This window comes from Ruegeria sp. YKSD163, assembly GCF_059612905.1.
Window position 1 is genome coordinate 135,349 of record NZ_JBXWRM010000001.1, and the last position, 16,982, is coordinate 152,330.

The window sequence follows — 16,982 nt, forward strand, 5'->3', positions numbered from 1 at the left end:
GATTCGTGGCCTTCCCCTCGCGGGGGCCGACACGGGTGGCGCCCGCCTGCCCGCCTCGGCAAGAAAAGACCGGCGGGAATACACCCGTCGGCCCTGATGGTATCAGATCAGTTCGAACTGGTGTTCGATGTCAGTTTCTCCAGCGCGGCACCCAGGTTGAAGCTGCCCGGCGACTGGCGCGGTGGGTAGTCCTTGTAGGTTTCCAGATGCTGGGTCACGAAGGCCACCGCCGGCAGCACCATGAACGCCCGGTCGAACCGCCACATGTCGTAATTGGCCGACTCATGATCCGCCCGCTCGAACGGGTCGCCCAGCAGATCGAACAGCTTGGGCAGGCGCAGTTCAAAGAACGGTTCCTGCCAGACCTCGAAGCCGTGGCCGCGCTGCTCCAGGAACACCATCTTCCAGCGGCCATAGCGCAGGTTGGCCAGATCGCCGTCATCGGTCCAGTAGAAGAACTCCTTGCGCGGGCCTTCCTCGACCTCGCCCGAGAAATAGGGCAGAAGGTTGTAGCCGTCGAGATGCACCTTGTATTCGCGCCCGATCGCGCTGTGACCAGTCAGAAGCTTGTCCTTGACATCGGTCTCGCCCACGGCCGCGAGGATGGTCGGCAGCATGTCCTCGTGCGAGAAGATGTCGTTATAGATGGTGCCCGGTTCGATGACGCCCGGCCACTTGATCAGGGTCGGCACACGATATCCGCCTTCCCAGTTCGAGTTCTTCTCGTTGCGGAAGGGGGTAGTGCCGCCATCCGGCCAGCTGAACACCTCGGCCCCGTTGTCCGAGGAATACATGATCACCGTGTTGTCAGCGATGCCCAACTCTTCGACCTTGTCGAGAACCTGGCCCACGTGACCGTCATGCTCGACCATGCCATCGGCATAGATACCCAGCCCGGTGACGCCATCGGATTCCGGCTTCAGGTGGGTGTTCACGTGCATCCGGGTGGTGTTGTACCACAGGAAGAACGGCTTGTCGGCGGCCACCGCGCGTTCCATGAAGTCGATGGCCGAGGCAGTCACCTCTTCGTCCACCGTCTCCATCCGCTTCTTGGTGAGCGGGCCGGTATCCTCGATTTGGCCATCCGAGGTTGCGCGAATGACGCCGCGCGGGCCGAAATTCTCGCGGAAACCGGGGATCTTGGGATAGTCGGGGTGTTCCGGCTCTTCCTCGGCATTCAGGTGGTAGAGATTGCCAAAGAACTCGTCAAAACCATGATTGGTCGGCAGATGCTCATCCAGGTCGCCCAGGTGGTTCTTGCCGTATTGGGCGGTCATGTAGCCGTGATTCTTGAGCAGGCCCGCGATGGTCGGGTCCTTCTCGGACAGACCTTCCTTGGCGCCCGGCAGCCCGACCTTGAGCAGACCGGTCCGCAGCGGGCTTTGCCCGGTGATGAAGGCCGCGCGCCCGGCGGTACAGCTCTGCTGGCCGTACCAATCGGTGAACAGCGCGCCCTCGGAGGCGATCCGGTCGATATTCGGCGTCCGATACCCCATCATGCCCCGGTTATAGGCTGACGTGTTCATCCAGCCCACGTCATCGCCCCAGATGATCAGGAAATTTGGTTTCTGATCCTGCGCGATCGCGAAACTTGGCGCGATCGCCATCGCTAGTGCAACTGCGGCCTGCACCGCTCGTTGCCTCATCCTCAATGTGGCAGCCACGAACCTTCTCCTTTTTGAACTGACCGGATGTCTCAAAATGGTATCAAGAAACGAATGTAGAAAAGTATCAATTGATTGCTTCGTGAAAATTCTCTCTTATTTTCTGAGGGTAACGGAACACCTCAAGGAGGGCTCATCATGCCTGTCGATCCGGCTCTCTTTGGAGACAGCGGGTGGTTCGCCGCGAGTCCCGAGAGCCTGCGCGACGCACTGGTAACAAGGGGTCAGTGGCGAAAATACGCGCCGGGGCAACGGGCCACGGGGGATGTCGAGGCGCCGCAGGCCGGTATGTTCGGTGTCTATCAGGGGACCTTCGACATCAAGACTCCGCGCGCAGACGGCGAACTGGTCACCTTTCATTCCCTTTCCCGCGGGCACTGGATCGGCGATATCTCGATCCTGTCGGAGCAAAACCAACTTGCCGTGATGGAGGCACGAGTCGCATCCGAAGTTCTGTTCGTTCCGGCCCCGGTGGTTCTCGACATCGTTGCACGGAATCCAGCCCATTATCGCGATTTCTACCGGCTGACCCGGCGCAACATGAACATCGCGATCGAGGCGCTGATCGGTCTGGTCGCCTCGGGCGCAAATCACAAGATCGCCTTTCGCCTGCTCCAGTTTGACCGCATGAATTGTGTTCCCGGCGGATGGTTCGACATGTCCCAGAATGACCTGGCCGAGATGCTTGGCCTGTCCATCGCCTCGGTCCGTCGCGGGTTGACAGAACTCGCCAGAGCAAATGCGATAGAACTGGGCTATGCCCGGATGCGTGTTCACAGGGCTAAGCTGGCTTCGTGGATCGAAACACACTGACGCCGGGGGGAACCTGTTCCAATCCGCTATACCGCCTTGCGGTTCAAGGCGTTGGCTCGGGCATCAACAAAAGGGGTTTGATATGGCGCACCCGAGAGGATTCGAACCTCTGGCCTCTGCCTTCGGAGGGCAGCGCTCTATCCAGCTGAGCTACGGGTGCCTGTGACCCGGGCTATACGGTATCGCCGCGGCCTCTGCAATCGTCAATCTGAGGATTTTTCTTGCCTTTGCCGCAACAGCTTCGCCAAATGCGCGGCATGGCTCGTACCCCCTCCCTGATGTTGCTGATCCTGCTGCAGGTCATTGTTTCCGCCGCTTCGCTGGTGGTCGAGATCGTGGCAGGCCGCATGCTGGCGCCCTATGTGGGCATGTCGCTTTATACGTGGACTTCGGTCATCGCGGTGGTGCTGGCAGGGTTTTCTTTGGGGCATTGGATCGGTGGTATCCTGGCCGAGCGTCCTGCCGCACGCGCACTGCGGCTGACTGGCTGGACACTTGTCGCAGCCGCCCTCACCACCGCCGTTGCGACGCTTCTTTTGCGCAGTCTTTCGGAGCCGGTGCTGGAACTGGTCGCACATCCGGTCTGGGGCATCGCGGCGCTGACGCTGGCAGTGTTCTTTCTGCCCTCCTGCTTTGCCGGGGTGCCCGCACCGGTATTGGCCGCGCTGTCGGTGCAGCGCAGCTCGGGCGCGGGCCGCGCCCTGGGGGCGATGTTTGCCGCCGGGGCCATCGGCGCCATTGCCGGAACCTTGCTGGCGGGGTTCGTTTTCATCTCCTGGCTTGGTTCGTCGCTCACGCTTATGGCGGTGACGGCGGTTTATGCCCTGTCGGCGCTGCTCTGTTTCCGCATCGGCGGCGGGCGATGGCTGGCACCTCTCGTGGCGCTGGGGTTGGTTCTGGCGTTAGCCGTGGCGGCGCTGGCTGCGCCCGATCCCTGCAGCCGCGAAAGCCGCTATTACTGTATTCGCGTCATCGAGTTGGGCACGCCCGAGGCGCCCGAGCGCCTGATGGTGATCGACCATCTGGGCCACGGGATCAGCGCCCGCGATGCGCCGCTGACCATGTATACCGACCATGCCGCCATGCTGGATGCGCTGGCCCGTATCCGGGCGCCGCGCCCCGATTTCTCGTCCTTCTTCATCGGCGGCGGGTCCTACTCGATCCCGCGCGCCTTTGCGCTGCGCGGTACCGGCCCGCGCGTGGTGGCCGAGATCGACCCCGAGGTGACACGCACTGCCGCCGAACAATTCTGGTTTGATCCGGCGAGCGCCGAGATTCTGCATGAGGACGCCCGCCGGGCGCTGCTGACCCGGACCGAGCGGCGCTATGACGTGATCCTGGGCGATGCCTTTACCGATGTGGCGGTGCCCGCCCATCTGGTGACGCGTGAATTCTTCGAACTGGCGCGCGACAGGCTGACCCCCGAAGGCACCTATCTGATGAACGTGATCGACTATCAGGATCGTTTGCAGGCACTGGCCGCGCTGGTGCATACGCTGGGCACAGCCTTTCCCATGGTCGAGGTCTGGACCAGCACCACCCCACCGCCACCGGGCGAGCGTGCGGTCTTTGTCCTGGTCGCGGGCAGCAACCCCACCCCGCATTCCCGTTTCGTCACCCGCGCCCCCGAGCCCACCGAATATGGCGCGCTCGCCCCGGACTGGGTGGCTCAACTGGCCACCATGGGCACGCTGCTGACTGACGACTTCGCGCCGATCGACCGGCTGATCGGCCGCCCCGACTAAGCCCCTTCATTCCGCCGAAAATACTCCGGGGGGAGGTGACAAAATTCGACGAATTTTGTCAGCGGGGGCAGAGCCCCCCGAGCACCCTTGCCAATCGACGATCAGGCAAACAATTCATGCGCAAGTTCCAGAGCCTCGATCAACGTGTCCACCTCGGCGCGGGTATTGTAGAGGCCAAAGCTCGCCCGGCAGGTCGCGGTCACACCCAGATGTTCCATCAGCGGACCCGCGCAGTGATGGCCCGCGCGCACTGCGACACCCTTCTTGTCGAGGATGGTCGAAATGTCATGGGCATGTGCCGCTCCGTCCAGCGTGAAGGAAAAGATCGCCGCCTTGCCCGGCGCATGGCCCTGCACGTTCAGCCAGTTCAGCCCGGCAAAGCGGCTGGCCGCATAGTCGCGCAACCCGGCCTCATGGGCGGCGATGTTCTCCATCCCCAGCGCCATCATGTAGTCCAGCGCCACACCCATGCCGATGGTCTGTACGATGCCGGGCGTGCCGGCCTCGAACTTCATCGGCGGGTCGTTATAGATCACCGTATCCTTGGTGACCTCCTTGATCATGTCGCCGCCGCCCAGGAACGGGCGCATCTCGGCCAGTCGCTCGGCCCGGGCATAGATCGCGCCCGACCCCGAAGGACCATAGAGCTTGTGCCCGGTGATGGCGTAGAAATCGCAACCCAGATCCTGCACATCGACCGGCATATGCACCGCGCCCTGCGACCCATCGACCAGAACCGGGACGCCCTTGGCCCGGGCGCCCGCGCAGATGGATTTTACATCGACAACGGTGCCCAACACGTTGGAACACTGGGTGATCGCCACCAGTTTTGTCCGAGGGCCGATCGCGTCCAGCACCGCCTGAGGATCCAGCGACCCGTCGGCTTCCGGGTCGACCCATTTCAACACCACACCCTGCCGTTCGCGCAGGAAATGCCAGGGCACGATATTGGCGTGATGTTCCATGGTCGACAGCACGATCTCGTCACCGGCCTGCATAAGCGGCATCGCCCAGCCATAGGCGACCATATTGATCCCCTCGGTGGTGCCCGAGTTCAGCACGATCTCGTCCTCGGAACCCGCGTTCAGGAACCGCGCAACGATGCCGCGCACCGCCTCGTATTTCTCGGTCGCGAGATTGGACAGGAAATGCAACCCGCGATGCACATTGGCATATTCCTCGGCATAGCCACGGGTCACCGCGTCGATCACCGCCTGCGGTTTCTGGGCCGAGGCGCCGTTGTCGAGATAGGTCAGCGGCTTGCCGTTCACCTGGCGGGACAGGATCGGAAAATCGGCGCGGATACGGTCGACATCATACATAGGGGGTCGCTCCGGGGATTGGCCCTCCGACGAAGGACAACAGGACAAGTACGCCAACGGCGATGGCCAGAACCGACAGGATCAGCACCGCCGCCGCACGCATGAGGGAGTTCAGGCGATGCGCCTGATCGATGAAATGCAGGGTGACATACAGCGCCACCAGATTGGCAGCCAGCGCCAGAAATGCCGACAACAGCGGTACGGTCAGCGCCAAGAGCAGGGTGGCGGCCTGCACCACCACCAGCACCAGCTGGATCCAAACCATAACCGCCATCACGTCCCAGAAAGAGCCCTCGCCACCCAGCAGCCGCCCAATCCGGTGGATCGCCGCGATGGTCAGCACCAGCCCGCCGCCCATCAGCGCGCCGTAGCCCACCACGGATTGCGGAATGCCGGGCATGGCCATCGCGCCAAAGGCCATGTTGGACAGCCCATGCATCAGGCTGGCCAGCGCGACCGAGAGGGCCAGCGAAAGCCACAACACTTCGCGTCCGGGCTCGCGGTCCAGAATCACCCGCGCCGCATTGGCCGGATCGGTCACGGTAAGGGCGGCCAGCGACCGCAGCTCGGCAGATGTCATGGGGTGGGCCTCTGAGCTTCTCTGAGATTGGTTAGCCAGAACCAGGCAAAGACCGCAACCCATATCAGGCCGACCACGCTCAAAGCAGGGCCGGGCCCGATGAACCCGGCCACCAAACCGTTCAACAGCACCAGCGGGGTCGAGGCCAAGAGCGACCAGAACAGCGCCAGCCGCGCGCCATAGGCACTACCCTGCCCGCCCAGCACGCGCGCGACCCAATGGGACACAAGTGCGATGACATAGAAAAGCAGCGGTAGCAGGAACACACTGCCCAGCAGCGCGCCGCCCATCAGCATGTTCAGATCCGCCTGTTCCAGATGCGCCCGCCGCGCCAGCGCCGGCATTTGCGCGACAAAGGCGATGACGCAGAACGCCATCACAAAGGCCAGCGCGCGATCCTCGCGCTGGCCCATGTCCAGCAGGTGACGCATCACCCGCGCCGGCCCGCGATAGCTGGCCGCGATATCGCTGGTGACCGGCATCAGGCCCGCCGCGCCAGCCAGCCTTCGAGTCGTGAGACGATATCGGCGGCCAGAGCCTCGTCCTCGATCTCTTCGACGGCCTCTGCCAGAAAGGCGAGCGTCAGCAGATCGGTGGCCTCTTTTTGAGGCACGCCGCGCGAGCGCAGGTAGAACAGCGCGGTATCGTCGATGGCGCCACTGGTCGAGCCATGCGAACAGGCGACGTCATCGGCATAGATCTCCAGCTCGGGCTTGGCCAGGAACTGGCTGTCATCGTCCAAGAGCAGCGATTGGCTGATCTGATAGCCGTCGGTCTTCTGTGCGCCGGGCTGAACCAGGATCTTGCCCTGGAACACGCCGGTGGCGCCATTGCGCAGCACCTTCTTGAACACCTGGCGGCTTTCGCAATTCACCGCGTCATGGGTCACGAACACGGTATCGTCATGGTGGAAGTCACCATCGCCCACGCAGGCGCCGGCCACATGGGCCACGCCCTCGTCTCCGGTCAGCTCGACCACCTGCTCGTTGCGAGTCAGCACGCCGTTCACGGTCAGGGTAAAGGACTTGTAGACCGAGGCAGCGCCCAGCCGGGTGAACATATGCGTCACCGCGCGGCGTTCATGGTCGCGCCCCTGGGCGCGCACGTGATGCAGGGTGCCGCCATCGGCGATGTCGATCTCCATGCATTTGTTGAACCGCGAGGCGGCCGGGCCGTTTTCCAGGATCGTCACCTCGGCACCGCTTTCCACCCGGATCACGTGATGCAGCAGCGCATCCGAACTTTCCGAGGCATGCTTGTAGATCAGGCTGATCGGTTTCGACGGTTTGCCGGTCACGTGAATGGCGATGCCATCAGCGGCAAAGGCGGTGTTCAGCGCCGCCAACGGACGCGGTACAGGGGTCTGGCCGCGTTCTTCAAGAACGCCGTACAAGTCCTTGGCCCAATGGATATCCTTGCAACAGATATCCTCGATGCGCTCGATCTGGACACCGTCCATCTCCAGCGCATCCGACGCCTCGGCATCGAAAACCCCGTCGACAAAGACGATCTTGAGCCGATCGATGGCGTCGAACATCATCGGCTCGTCGGTGTGGAAGGTCGCGGCGCGCGGCGCCTCGGGCGCGATCAGCGTATCTGGACGGGTGTATTTCCAGTACTCGTCGCGCCGCCCGGGCACGCCCATTTCACGCAGCCGCGCCAAAGCGGCCTCGCGCGCGGACTGAGTGCAGCCGGCGGTGGGCAGCGTCAGCGTCGCCAGCAACGCCTCGGTCGCGGTCTGTTTCTGTGCAGGCACCCCCATCAGTTCACCTCGGCCAGGATATCGGCATAACCGTTGTTCTCGACCTCCAGCGCCAGCTCGGGACCGCCAGATTTCACGATGCGGCCATCGGCCATGATATGCACGACATCGGGTTTGATATGGTCCAGCAGGCGCTGATAATGGGTGATCACCAGAAAGCCGCGCCCGGCATCGCGCAGCGCGTTCACGCCCTCGGCCACCAGTTTCATCGCATCCACGTCAAGGCCCGAGTCGGTTTCGTCCAGGATGCACATCTTGGGTTCCAGCATGGCCATCTGCAGGATCTCGTTGCGCTTTTTCTCACCACCCGAAAAGCCCACGTTAACCGGACGTTTCAGCATATCGGCGTCGATCTTCAGCGCCTTGGCCTTGGCGCGGACTTCCTTCAGGAAGTCGGCGGCGCTCAGCTCGTCTTCGCCGCGCGCCTTACGTTGGGCGTTCACCGCGGTACGCAGAAACGTCATGTTGCCCACGCCGGGGATCTCGACCGGGTATTGAAAAGCCAGGAACAGGCCCGCGGCGGCGCGTTCCTCGGGCTCCATTTCCAGCAGATCGGCGCCCGACAGGGTGGCGGCGCCCTCGGTCACCTCATACCCGTCGCGGCCGGACAGAACATAGCTGAGCGTCGATTTGCCCGACCCGTTCGGCCCCATGATCGCATGCACCTTGCCCGCCTCGACGGTCAGGTCCACACCTTTGAGGATCTGCTTGTCCTCTTCTTCAAGTTTCACGTGCAGGTTTTTGATTTCAAGCATGATTTCCTCGTCTCATTTCGGTTCCGCCGCAGTGGCGGAGGCAGGGGTTTGGGCGCGCATATGCGCCGGGAAAGTGGTCAGCAGATCGGCGCGGGCGCGGGCGATGCCCTCGGCCCAGGCCAGTCCGTCGTCGTCTTTGAGGCCGCGCAGATGGGCGGATACCTCGTCCAGCGTCAGCGGCATGTCCAGCGGACGGCCCACCGAGGCGGCATAGTCGTAGTATTTCAGATGCTGCTGCCCGCCCGGCATCAGCCAGGTCGAAGGCACACCGCAGGCATCGGCCACGATCAACCCGTGCAGGCTGGCCGAGATCACATGCCGACAAGATGCAATGCGGCGGCAGACCTCAAGCGCGTCACCCGCGACGTCGATCAGTTCCAACGCCGGTTCTGCGTCCAGCAGTGCCGCCAGCGCCGGATCGGCCAGCATCGAGTGATGCGGCACCAGCGCGATCCGGTCATCGCGCGCGGGCAGCTCGCCCAACAGGTCGCCTACCAGCAGGCCGGGATCGCCAAAGGCGCGCATTCTCAGCCCCAAAAGATCGGCGCTGAGCGGTCCACGCAGCAACGCCACCTCGACATTCTCAAGAAACCCGATGGAGCCCACCGGATGTAACAGCCCCGCGCCCCAGATCACCGGCCGGCGCCCGTCGGGTGCCGGGTCGCCATAGTTGCGGCGCATCACCTGGATCAGCGAGCCGATGGCCAGCATCTCGCAGCCCTTGGGCCCGGCATGGCGCACCGCGCGGCCCGACACATGCGCCACCACCAGCGCCGACAGGGCGTCGCCGAAATTCGGCACGCCCTTCCACCAATAGAGGCGGATCGGATCCGATGAGACAGCGTTCACCCTAGTTCCCCTTCAGCATCCAGGCGGGCAGTGTGTCGACGAACTGCCCGGGCACCTCGGGTGCCGTCAGACCGCGTCGCACCAGCTCGTCCAGGCAGAACACGGTCAGGTCGAAACTGCCGAATACGCAGGCGGACACCACGGCCAGTTGCCGGACCTGCTCTGCCGTCCAATCCTCGATCGTTTCCGGGTCGCGGATATAGATCGCATCGCCATCCATCATCTGGCTGCGGATGGTCTTGTAGGGCAAGCGCGCGCTTTGCGAGTTGATCACCTGCCGTGACTTTGTGAACTGGAAGGTATGAAAGCGAAACCCCTGGTCGTGCAATTCCACATCCAGCGGCCCGAACAGCGGCTCGTCCTCGTAGATGCGATAGAACCGCACCTCGGGAATGATACAGATCGCCTCGGACAGTTTCTGGCGGCCGGTGCGGATCACGTCCAACTCGCCCCCCTGAATGTCGATCTTGAGCACATCCGGACGCGGCAGAGCCTCGTCGTCGAGATCGTCAAGCGCGATCAGTTCCATGTCAATCGGTTCGCGCCGCGAGTCGTGCCACTGCGGCTTGCCCAGATAGGTGACCGATTCCTTACGGATCGGAAACAGCGACCCCAGACCACTCAGCCGATGCGGATGGAACCGGCCCGGACCGGTCACCCCCACCGCCTGTTTCAGGTAATGGGTACCCGGACGCGGATCGGCCATCAGCGCATCGAACGAGGCCTGATCGGGTTCAAAGCCCCAGACCTCGCACCCGCCGAGGGTCAGCAACCGGTCATAGTCGGGCACATTGATCGGGTTGGCCCCCACATCTGTGATGCGCAGCGGCCGTTCGGGCGCGATGGCATCGGCCAGGAACGCATAGCGGCGCGCCAGCATCTGGTCTGCGCGGCTCAGCTGCGCGGCGGGTGCGATGTCTTCGGTACTCACGTCAATCCTCCCACAATCAGTCCAGCACGACGGCGGTGCCCGAAGCCGAGACCATCAGCATCGACTGGCCCACCACCTCGTAATCCAGATCGACGCCAACGACCGCATTGGCCCCCAGCGCGGCGGCGCGGCCCTCCAGCTCGGACAGCGCGGTTTCGCGGGCGTCCTGCAACTTGCTTTCATAGGCGCCAGAGCGGCCACCGACGATATCGGTGATCGAGGCAAAGACGTCGCGCACCACATTTGCGCCCATGATCGCCTCGCCCACCACGATGCCCTTGTAGGCGGTGATGCGGTGGCCTTCGACATTTGGGGTGGTGGTCACGATCATGGGTCGGGTCCTCGTTACGGTGTCACGTCAGGGGCTGGTCATGGTGCGGATCACCCGCAACAGCGCCGCGGGCGGGATCGGCTGCGGCTCGACCTGAAAGGCGGCCAGACGCCCGATCATCAGCGGCGCACCAAGGAAGTCCTCGACCTGATGTTGCCAGCGTCGCTGGCTGTAATCGTCAAAGAGCAGAGTCACGGGTCGGGTGATCGAAAAGGCGGTGGCCAGCGCACAACCGACCCGGAACCGCCCGTCCACCAGAACCACATCGGGATGCCGGAACCCGTCGGCGCGCCAGACCGCCAGCGGATAGTCGGGATAGCTGCGCCATTTGCTGTCCGAAACCGGATGCCCCCAGTCGCCGGTCGGGCCAATGTCGGTCCAGACGATGTTGACCTCGGTCCCCTCGGCGGGCGGGTTGGCGGCCAGCCAGGCCTTCATCATGCGGGCCCAGGTGCGGTCGCTTTCGACCGAGGTGACATGTTTGCCCGGCAGTTCGGCTGCGACCACGGTCGAGCCGCCCGACCCGTATTCCAGGATCACCTCGGCCTCTTTATAGGCCGTGCGCAACGCCTCTGCCTCTGCCGGGGGCATGGTCAGCTCTGGCCGCATCTGTTCGCCGGTCTGGTCGTCCACTGGCCTGATCCCTGCCGCAACGGTCCCCGTCGGGGGCCTTAGCCCACCGAGCCTTCGAGGCTGATCGCCACCAGCTGCTGCGCCTCCATGGCAAATTCCATCGGCAGCGCCTGCAACACGTCCTTGCAGAACCCGTTCACCACCAGTGCAACGGCCTCTTCCTCGTCCATCCCGCGCGAGCGGCAATAGAACAGCTGATCCTCGTCCACCTTGGACGTGGTCGCCTCGTGCTCGCAGCGCGACGAGTTGTTCTTGACCTCGATATAGGGCACCGTATGCGCCCCGCATTTGTCGCCGATCAGCAGGCTGTCGCACTGGGTATAGTTGCGACTGTTCCTGGCCTTGGGGTGCATCGAGACAAGGCCCCGATAGGTGTTCTGGGCCTTGCCCGCACTGATCCCCTTGGAGACGATGCGCGATTTGGTGTTCTTGCCCAGATGGATCATCTTGGTGCCGGTATCGGCCTGCTGCATGTTGTTGGCGATGGCGATGGAATAGAACTCGCCCTGACTGTCATCGCCGCGAAGGATGCAGGAGGGGTATTTCCAGGTCACAGCGGAACCGGTTTCCACCTGGGTCCACATCACCTTGGACCGGTCACCCCGGCAATCGGCGCGCTTGGTGACAAAGTTGTAGATGCCACCCTTGCCGTTCTCGTCGCCCGGATACCAGTTCTGGACGGTCGAGTATTTCACCTCGGCGTCTTCCTCGACGATGATCTCGACCACGGCGGCATGCAGCTGTGCGGTGTCGCGCTGGGGTGCGGTGCAGCCTTCGAGATAGCTGACATAGCTGCCCTTGTCGGCGATGATCAGGGTGCGTTCGAACTGGCCGGTATTCTCGGCGTTGATGCGGAAATAGGTGCTCAGCTCCATCGGGCAGCGCACGCCGGGCGGCACATAGACAAACGAGCCGTCCGAGAACACTGCAGAGTTCAACGTGGCATAGAAATTGTCGCTGACCGGCACCACGGTGCCCAGGTATTTCTTCACCAGTTCGGGGTGTTCGCGGATCGCCTCGGAGATCGAGCAGAAGATCACACCCGCCTTTTTCAGCTCGGCCTGAAACGTGGTGCCGACCGAAACGGAATCGAACACCGCGTCCACGGCGACCTTGCGACCCTCGGCGGGCGCGTTTTCAGCGCCTTCAACACCGGCGAGGATCATCTGTTCTTTCAGCGGGATGCCCAGCTTTTCATAGGTCGCCAGCAGCTTGGGGTCGACATCATCCAGCGATTTGGGCTTTTCGGTCATGCTCTTGGGGCGGGCATAGTAATACTGATCCTGAAAGTCGATTTCGGGATAGTTGACCATCGCCCATTTCGGCTCGGTCATGCCGGTCCAGCGCTCGAAGGCGGCCAGCCGCCATTCGGTCATCCATTCGGGCTCTTCATTCTTGCCCGAGATCAGGCGCACGATGTCAGGATTCACGCCCTTGGGGGCGTATTCCATCTCGATCTCGGTTTCCCAGCCGTATTTGTAGGTGCCCGCCTCGCGGACGGCATCCACCGTCTCCTGATCGACGCCTTCTTTTACCTGGGTCTGGTCCATTACGGCCATGAGAGCCCTCCTTCGCGCTGAGCGCGCTGTTTGTTCTGGTTCACGCGGCGCGCGCGCGGTGTTTCTTTTCTTTGTCCAGCCACGCTTCGGCAAAGCGCAGCACATCCGTTTCGGTCGTCTCGAGCCCCAGCGACACGCGGATCGCGCTTGTCGCCGTTGCCTCGTCAAACCCCATCGCCTGCAGCACCGCGCTGGCGCGGACCTTGCCGCTGGAACAGGCGCTGCCGGCGCTGATGGCAAATCCGGCCAGGTCCATCTGCATCACCTGCGTCTCGCCCTTCCAACCCGGCGTGGCCAGGCACAGGGTGTTCGGCAGGCGGGGCCGACCTTTCCCGACAAAAATAGTAGATTTAGCTCCGGCCTCAAGAGCATTTTCTAGAATATTTCTAAGTTTCTCGACGCGCTCCCAGACCCCGTCCGCCAGATTGCGCGCGGCGGCCTCGGCAGCGGCGCCAAAACCGGCGATGCCGATCACGTTCTCGGTGCCCGAGCGGCGCCCCATTTCCTGCCCGCCGCCCTTGATCTGCGCCGCAAGATCGGTGCCGCGCCGCATTACCAAAGCGCCGATCCCCTTGGGGCCGCCCAGCTTGTGCGCCGAGATCAGCGCCATTTCTGCCCCCAGCCAGTTGAAGGCGACGGGCAACTTGCCAAACCCCTGCGTCGCATCGGTCACCGCCAGTCCCTGCGGCAGGTCCTGAAGGAGACCGGTCTCGGAATTGGCCAGTTGCAGGGTCGATCGCGCAGGTTCCGCAACCGCAACAAAACCGTCGGCGGACACGGGTAAATCCTCTTTTATCCATGCTCTTACGGCATCATGTTCAAGCGCGCACCCATGCAAATCCCGGTTCTTGAGCGCCAGCGCGGCGGCCTCTGTCGCACCCGAAGTAAAGACGATGTCCGCCCCATCGGCGCCAAAGGCTGCCGCGATCTGCGCCCGCGCCTTTTCCACCACCGCCTTGGCCGCACGCCCCTCGGCATGGACCGAAGACGGGTTGCCACAGACATCCATCGCCGCGATCATCGCCGCCCGCGCCTCGGCGCGCAGCGGTGTGGTGGCATTGTGATCGAGGTAAACGCGCATCAGAGAGTCATCATTTCTTGGCGGTTGGGTCCAGATAGACTGACCCGGAAAAAATGGCAATCAAGGGTTCAGACAGGGCTAGTCGTCAACGACCGAAAACAGATTGGGCACCGCCGGACACGGCGCCAGATCGTTCTTCACCACATCCGACAGCCGCGTCTGGTGCAGGAACACATATACGTGCGCGCTCAACCCCTCCCACAGGCGGTTGGTCAGCGATTGTGCGCGACTGCCCGAGGAGGCGCCCGAGGCGCCCGCCCCCTTGTGCATGGCATTCACGGTCTCGTCCACGGCGGCGAGGATCTCGACCACACGGATCTCCGAGGCCGGGCGCGCCAGACGATAACCGCCGCCCGGACCGCGCACCGAGGCGACCAGATCGGCGCGCCGTAGCTTGACGAACAACTGCTCCAGATAAGGCAGCGAGATGTCCTGACGCTCGGAAATGTCGCCCAGCGTGACCAGTTTGTCCGCCGGTTGCAGCGCGATATCGGTCAACGCCACCATCGCATAGCGCCCCTTTGTCGATAGCTTCACGCTCCTGCCCTCCTCAACCGCGCCCAGATGCGCGAAATCATTGACCTTATCGCCCTCAGTGCGTATCTCCCACTGACAGCGTTGCCGGCACGCGGCACGTTACTTAGAACCATTCTAAGATGCCCGAGGGAATTCGTCAAGTTTAGCCCGGCATCTCAGACCGCGAGACAGGACGAAAGCACATATGCCCGAGGTGATTTTTCCCGGACCCGAAGGCCGCCTGGAAGGCCGCTACCACCCGCAAAAGGAAAAAGACGCACCCATTGCCATCGTGCTGCACCCGCATCCGCAATTTGGCGGCACCATGAACAACAAGGTCGTCTATAACCTTCATTACGCCTTTTACAATCTGGGTTTCACCGTGCTGCGGTTCAATTTCCGCGGGGTCGGGCGCAGCCAGGGCGAATATGATCAGGGCATCGGCGAGCTGAGCGATGCGGCCTCGGCGCTGGATTATCTGCAGTCGATGAACAACAACTCGAAACATTGCTGGGTCGCGGGCTTCTCCTTTGGCGCCTGGATCGGCATGCAGCTGCTGATGCGCCGCCCCGAGATCACCGGATTCATCAGCGTGGCGCCGCCGGCGAATATGTATGATTTTTCGTTCCTGGCGCCCTGCCCGTCTTCGGGCCTGATCATCAACGGCACCTCGGACCGCGTGGCGCCGCCCGCCGATACCCGCTCGCTGGTCAACAAGCTGCATGAACAAAAAGGCATCACCATCACCCATACCGAGGTCGAAGGCGCCGATCACTTCTTCCAGAACCAGCACATGGACACGATGATCACCAGCGTGACCGATTATGTGAAGCGTCGCCTGACCGAGACCTCGCGCTGATGGCGGGGACGATCGAGACGCTGGCCGCCAAACTGGCCGAGGACACGCTCAAGGCGATGGACCAGACCGGCGACGAGCGGCTCTATATGGAGATCGGCACGCAACTGGCTGCCTCCTCGCAGTCGCTGGAAGAGGCGTTTCTGACCGAGGTGCGCGTGCGGCTGGCCGAACGCGGCGCCCGCCGGGTGCTGGCGCGCCGCCTGGCCGAGTTGAAGGGCAAGGCGAAGGACAGTGAATGAGCGCGCGGCTTGACGCCCAGATCGCCTTTCTGAAACAGGCCGACAGGCTGAAAACGGTCGAGCGGGCCAATGTGCTACTCGATCTGTCGCGGCCTGAAAATTCCGCCGAACACAGTTGGCATCTGGCTCTCTGGGCACTGGTATTGGCGCCCTTTGCGGCACCGGATGTGGATGTGGACCGCGCCATTCGCATGCTGCTGCTGCATGATCTGGTCGAGATCGAGACCGGCGATCACCCGATCCACGAGGTGACAGACTGGCAGGCGGTGGAACGGGCCGAACGGGCGGCGGCGCGCAAACTGTTTAGCCTGTTGCCTCCCGATCAGGCGGCGGATTTCCATGCGCTCTGGACCGAATTCGAGGCCGATGAAACCGCCGATGCCCGCTATGCCAAGATGCTGGACCGCTGCCAGCCGATGTTTCAGGTGCTTTGCGCTGATACGCCCCGGCCTGACCATGTCGAGGTGGTGCGCGAGAATCTGAGCAGCGGGCGCGCGGCCTATCTGGCCCATGCTTTCCCCGAGGCGCATGCGCACGCGCGGGCTTTGCTTGACGGGGACCCGCCCGCGACGGGTGGTTTTGCCGACCGGCTGGAGTTTCTGGCCGAGGCGGATCAGCTGAAAACCGTGCTGCGCGCCTCGCGTCTGATGGATGACAGCCGGTTCGAAAACTCGGCCGAACACAGCTGGCACATCATGCTGTATGCTTGGGTTTTGGGGGAACATGCAGCCGCACCGGTCGATATCGACCGGGTGCTGCGCATGCTGCTGCTCCACGATCTGGTCGAGATCGACGCCGGCGACAACCCGATCCACGGCGATGTGGACCATGCCGCGCAAGAGGCCCTGGAGGCTGCCGCCGCCGAACGCCTATTTGGCCTGCTGCCCCGTGACCAGGGGGCCGGGCTGTGCGCGATCTGGCAGGAATTCGAAGCCGCCCAAAGCGCCGATGCCCTGTTCAGCAAGGCGGTGGACCGGGTGCAGACGCCAATCGCCAATCTGGAGAACGGTGGCGGCTCCTGGGTGACCTATGATGTCAGCCTGCCACAGTTGGTGGCGCGGGTCGGCACCCCGGTCAGCCGGGGCGCCCCGGGCCTATGGGACTGGTTGCTTCCGCAGCTCAGCGATTGCTTCACCCGCCTGGGCCTTCGGCTCTGACCGGATCAGACGCCGCGTGCGGGCCGGGGCTGCTCCAGTTCGGCGGCGGGAAGGGTCACATCGGCGCGCGGGGCAAAACCCAGACCGACCCCGACAACCAGCAATGCGGCAATGACGATGGCTTTCGCAAATGGTGTAAGCATGATGAACCTGAAAAAATAGGTGTGGTTGGAATAAGGTCAGGCT

The 16,982-nt window shown here is 63.1% G+C and carries 19 protein-coding genes and 1 tRNA gene; 5 read left to right on the plus strand and 15 right to left on the minus strand.

Going from position 1 to position 16,982, the window contains the following annotated elements; genetic code table 11:
* Positions 1 to 107: 107 nt before the first annotated feature.
* Entirely contained in the window at positions 108 to 1,607 is a 1,500-nt protein-coding gene (locus tag AC2FNA_RS00640; RefSeq protein ID WP_496823639.1) for an arylsulfatase, read from the minus strand.
* Positions 1,608 to 1,802: 195 nt separating this feature from the next.
* Between AC2FNA_RS00640 and AC2FNA_RS00645 the strand changes: the two genes are divergently transcribed.
* Positions 1,803 to 2,477: a Crp/Fnr family transcriptional regulator gene (locus AC2FNA_RS00645; RefSeq protein WP_496823641.1), complete on the plus strand. Its 675-nt coding sequence runs from the start codon at positions 1,803 to 1,805 to the stop codon at positions 2,475 to 2,477.
* Between the two features lie 83 nt (positions 2,478 to 2,560).
* Here the strand turns inward: AC2FNA_RS00645 and AC2FNA_RS00650 are convergent.
* A tRNA-Arg gene (locus tag AC2FNA_RS00650) sits at positions 2,561 to 2,637 on the minus strand.
* A gap of 97 nt (positions 2,638 to 2,734) precedes the next feature.
* Between AC2FNA_RS00650 and AC2FNA_RS00655 the strand changes: the two genes are divergently transcribed.
* Positions 2,735 to 4,222 carry a fused MFS/spermidine synthase gene (locus tag AC2FNA_RS00655; RefSeq protein WP_496823643.1) on the plus strand — a complete coding sequence of 496 codons (1,488 nt, stop codon included), beginning with the start codon at positions 2,735 to 2,737 and terminating at the stop codon, positions 4,220 to 4,222.
* Positions 4,223 to 4,323: 101 nt separating this feature from the next.
* Here AC2FNA_RS00655 and AC2FNA_RS00660 read toward each other — a convergent pair whose 3' ends face one another.
* From AC2FNA_RS00660 to iscR, 12 genes are all read right to left on the minus strand, one after another.
* Positions 4,324 to 5,544, minus strand: a complete 1,221-nt coding sequence (locus tag AC2FNA_RS00660; protein WP_496823645.1) for a cysteine desulfurase — start codon at positions 5,542 to 5,544, stop codon at positions 4,324 to 4,326.
* Complete coding sequence (locus AC2FNA_RS00665; protein WP_496823647.1) at positions 5,537 to 6,124, minus strand: Yip1 family protein; 588 nt, start codon at positions 6,122 to 6,124, stop codon at positions 5,537 to 5,539. Before AC2FNA_RS00665 ends, AC2FNA_RS00660 begins: the two co-directional genes overlap by 8 nt.
* Positions 6,121 to 6,606 carry a YIP1 family protein gene (locus AC2FNA_RS00670; protein WP_496823649.1) on the minus strand — a complete coding sequence of 162 codons (486 nt, stop codon included), beginning with the start codon at positions 6,604 to 6,606 and terminating at the stop codon, positions 6,121 to 6,123. Before AC2FNA_RS00670 ends, AC2FNA_RS00665 begins: the two co-directional genes overlap by 4 nt.
* Entirely contained in the window at positions 6,606 to 7,886 is a 1,281-nt protein-coding gene (gene sufD / locus AC2FNA_RS00675) for a Fe-S cluster assembly protein SufD (RefSeq protein ID WP_496823651.1), read from the minus strand. The genes AC2FNA_RS00670 and sufD overlap by 1 nt, the downstream gene beginning before the upstream one ends.
* A complete protein-coding gene (sufC, locus tag AC2FNA_RS00680; protein ID WP_234218022.1) occupies positions 7,886 to 8,641 on the minus strand; it encodes a Fe-S cluster assembly ATPase SufC in 756 nt (251 codons plus the stop codon). Before sufC ends, sufD begins: the two co-directional genes overlap by 1 nt.
* A gap of 12 nt (positions 8,642 to 8,653) precedes the next feature.
* The gene (locus AC2FNA_RS00685) at positions 8,654 to 9,490 is read right to left on the minus strand and encodes a polysaccharide pyruvyl transferase family protein (RefSeq protein WP_496823653.1); all 837 of its coding nucleotides are present in this window, start codon (positions 9,488 to 9,490) and stop codon (positions 8,654 to 8,656) included.
* A 1-nt stretch (position 9,491) separates the two neighbouring features.
* Entirely contained in the window at positions 9,492 to 10,421 is a 930-nt protein-coding gene (locus AC2FNA_RS00690) for an FkbM family methyltransferase (RefSeq protein ID WP_496823655.1), read from the minus strand.
* A 16-nt stretch (positions 10,422 to 10,437) separates the two neighbouring features.
* On the minus strand, positions 10,438 to 10,752 hold the full coding sequence (locus AC2FNA_RS00695) for a heavy metal-binding domain-containing protein (protein ID WP_234170100.1): 315 nt from the start codon (positions 10,750 to 10,752) through the stop codon (positions 10,438 to 10,440).
* A gap of 27 nt (positions 10,753 to 10,779) precedes the next feature.
* Positions 10,780 to 11,385 carry a hypothetical protein gene (locus AC2FNA_RS00700; RefSeq protein WP_496823657.1) on the minus strand — a complete coding sequence of 202 codons (606 nt, stop codon included), beginning with the start codon at positions 11,383 to 11,385 and terminating at the stop codon, positions 10,780 to 10,782.
* A 38-nt stretch (positions 11,386 to 11,423) separates the two neighbouring features.
* Positions 11,424 to 12,944 carry a Fe-S cluster assembly protein SufB gene (gene sufB, locus AC2FNA_RS00705; protein ID WP_496823658.1) on the minus strand — a complete coding sequence of 507 codons (1,521 nt, stop codon included), beginning with the start codon at positions 12,942 to 12,944 and terminating at the stop codon, positions 11,424 to 11,426.
* A gap of 40 nt (positions 12,945 to 12,984) precedes the next feature.
* Complete coding sequence (locus AC2FNA_RS00710) at positions 12,985 to 14,028, minus strand: cysteine desulfurase family protein (protein WP_496824297.1); 1,044 nt, start codon at positions 14,026 to 14,028, stop codon at positions 12,985 to 12,987.
* 75 nt (positions 14,029 to 14,103) lie between these two features.
* On the minus strand, positions 14,104 to 14,562 hold the full coding sequence (gene iscR, locus AC2FNA_RS00715; protein ID WP_496823660.1) for a Fe-S cluster assembly transcriptional regulator IscR: 459 nt from the start codon (positions 14,560 to 14,562) through the stop codon (positions 14,104 to 14,106).
* Positions 14,563 to 14,746: 184 nt separating this feature from the next.
* Here iscR and AC2FNA_RS00720 point away from each other — a divergent pair, with 184 nt between their 5' ends.
* The 3 genes from AC2FNA_RS00720 to AC2FNA_RS00730 are packed head-to-tail and all read left to right on the plus strand — an operon-like array spanning position 14,747 to position 16,796.
* Positions 14,747 to 15,400: an alpha/beta hydrolase gene (locus AC2FNA_RS00720; protein WP_011047753.1), complete on the plus strand. Its 654-nt coding sequence runs from the start codon at positions 14,747 to 14,749 to the stop codon at positions 15,398 to 15,400.
* The gene (locus AC2FNA_RS00725) at positions 15,400 to 15,639 is read left to right on the plus strand and encodes a hypothetical protein (RefSeq protein WP_496823662.1); all 240 of its coding nucleotides are present in this window, start codon (positions 15,400 to 15,402) and stop codon (positions 15,637 to 15,639) included. The genes AC2FNA_RS00720 and AC2FNA_RS00725 overlap by 1 nt, the downstream gene beginning before the upstream one ends.
* Entirely contained in the window at positions 15,636 to 16,796 is a 1,161-nt protein-coding gene (locus AC2FNA_RS00730; RefSeq protein ID WP_496823663.1) for an HD domain-containing protein, read from the plus strand. Before AC2FNA_RS00725 ends, AC2FNA_RS00730 begins: the two co-directional genes overlap by 4 nt.
* Positions 16,797 to 16,801: 5 nt before the next feature.
* Here AC2FNA_RS00730 and AC2FNA_RS00735 read toward each other — a convergent pair whose 3' ends face one another.
* Positions 16,802 to 16,939: a hypothetical protein gene (locus tag AC2FNA_RS00735; RefSeq protein WP_234170105.1), complete on the minus strand. Its 138-nt coding sequence runs from the start codon at positions 16,937 to 16,939 to the stop codon at positions 16,802 to 16,804.
* Positions 16,940 to 16,982: the final 43 nt, after the last annotated feature.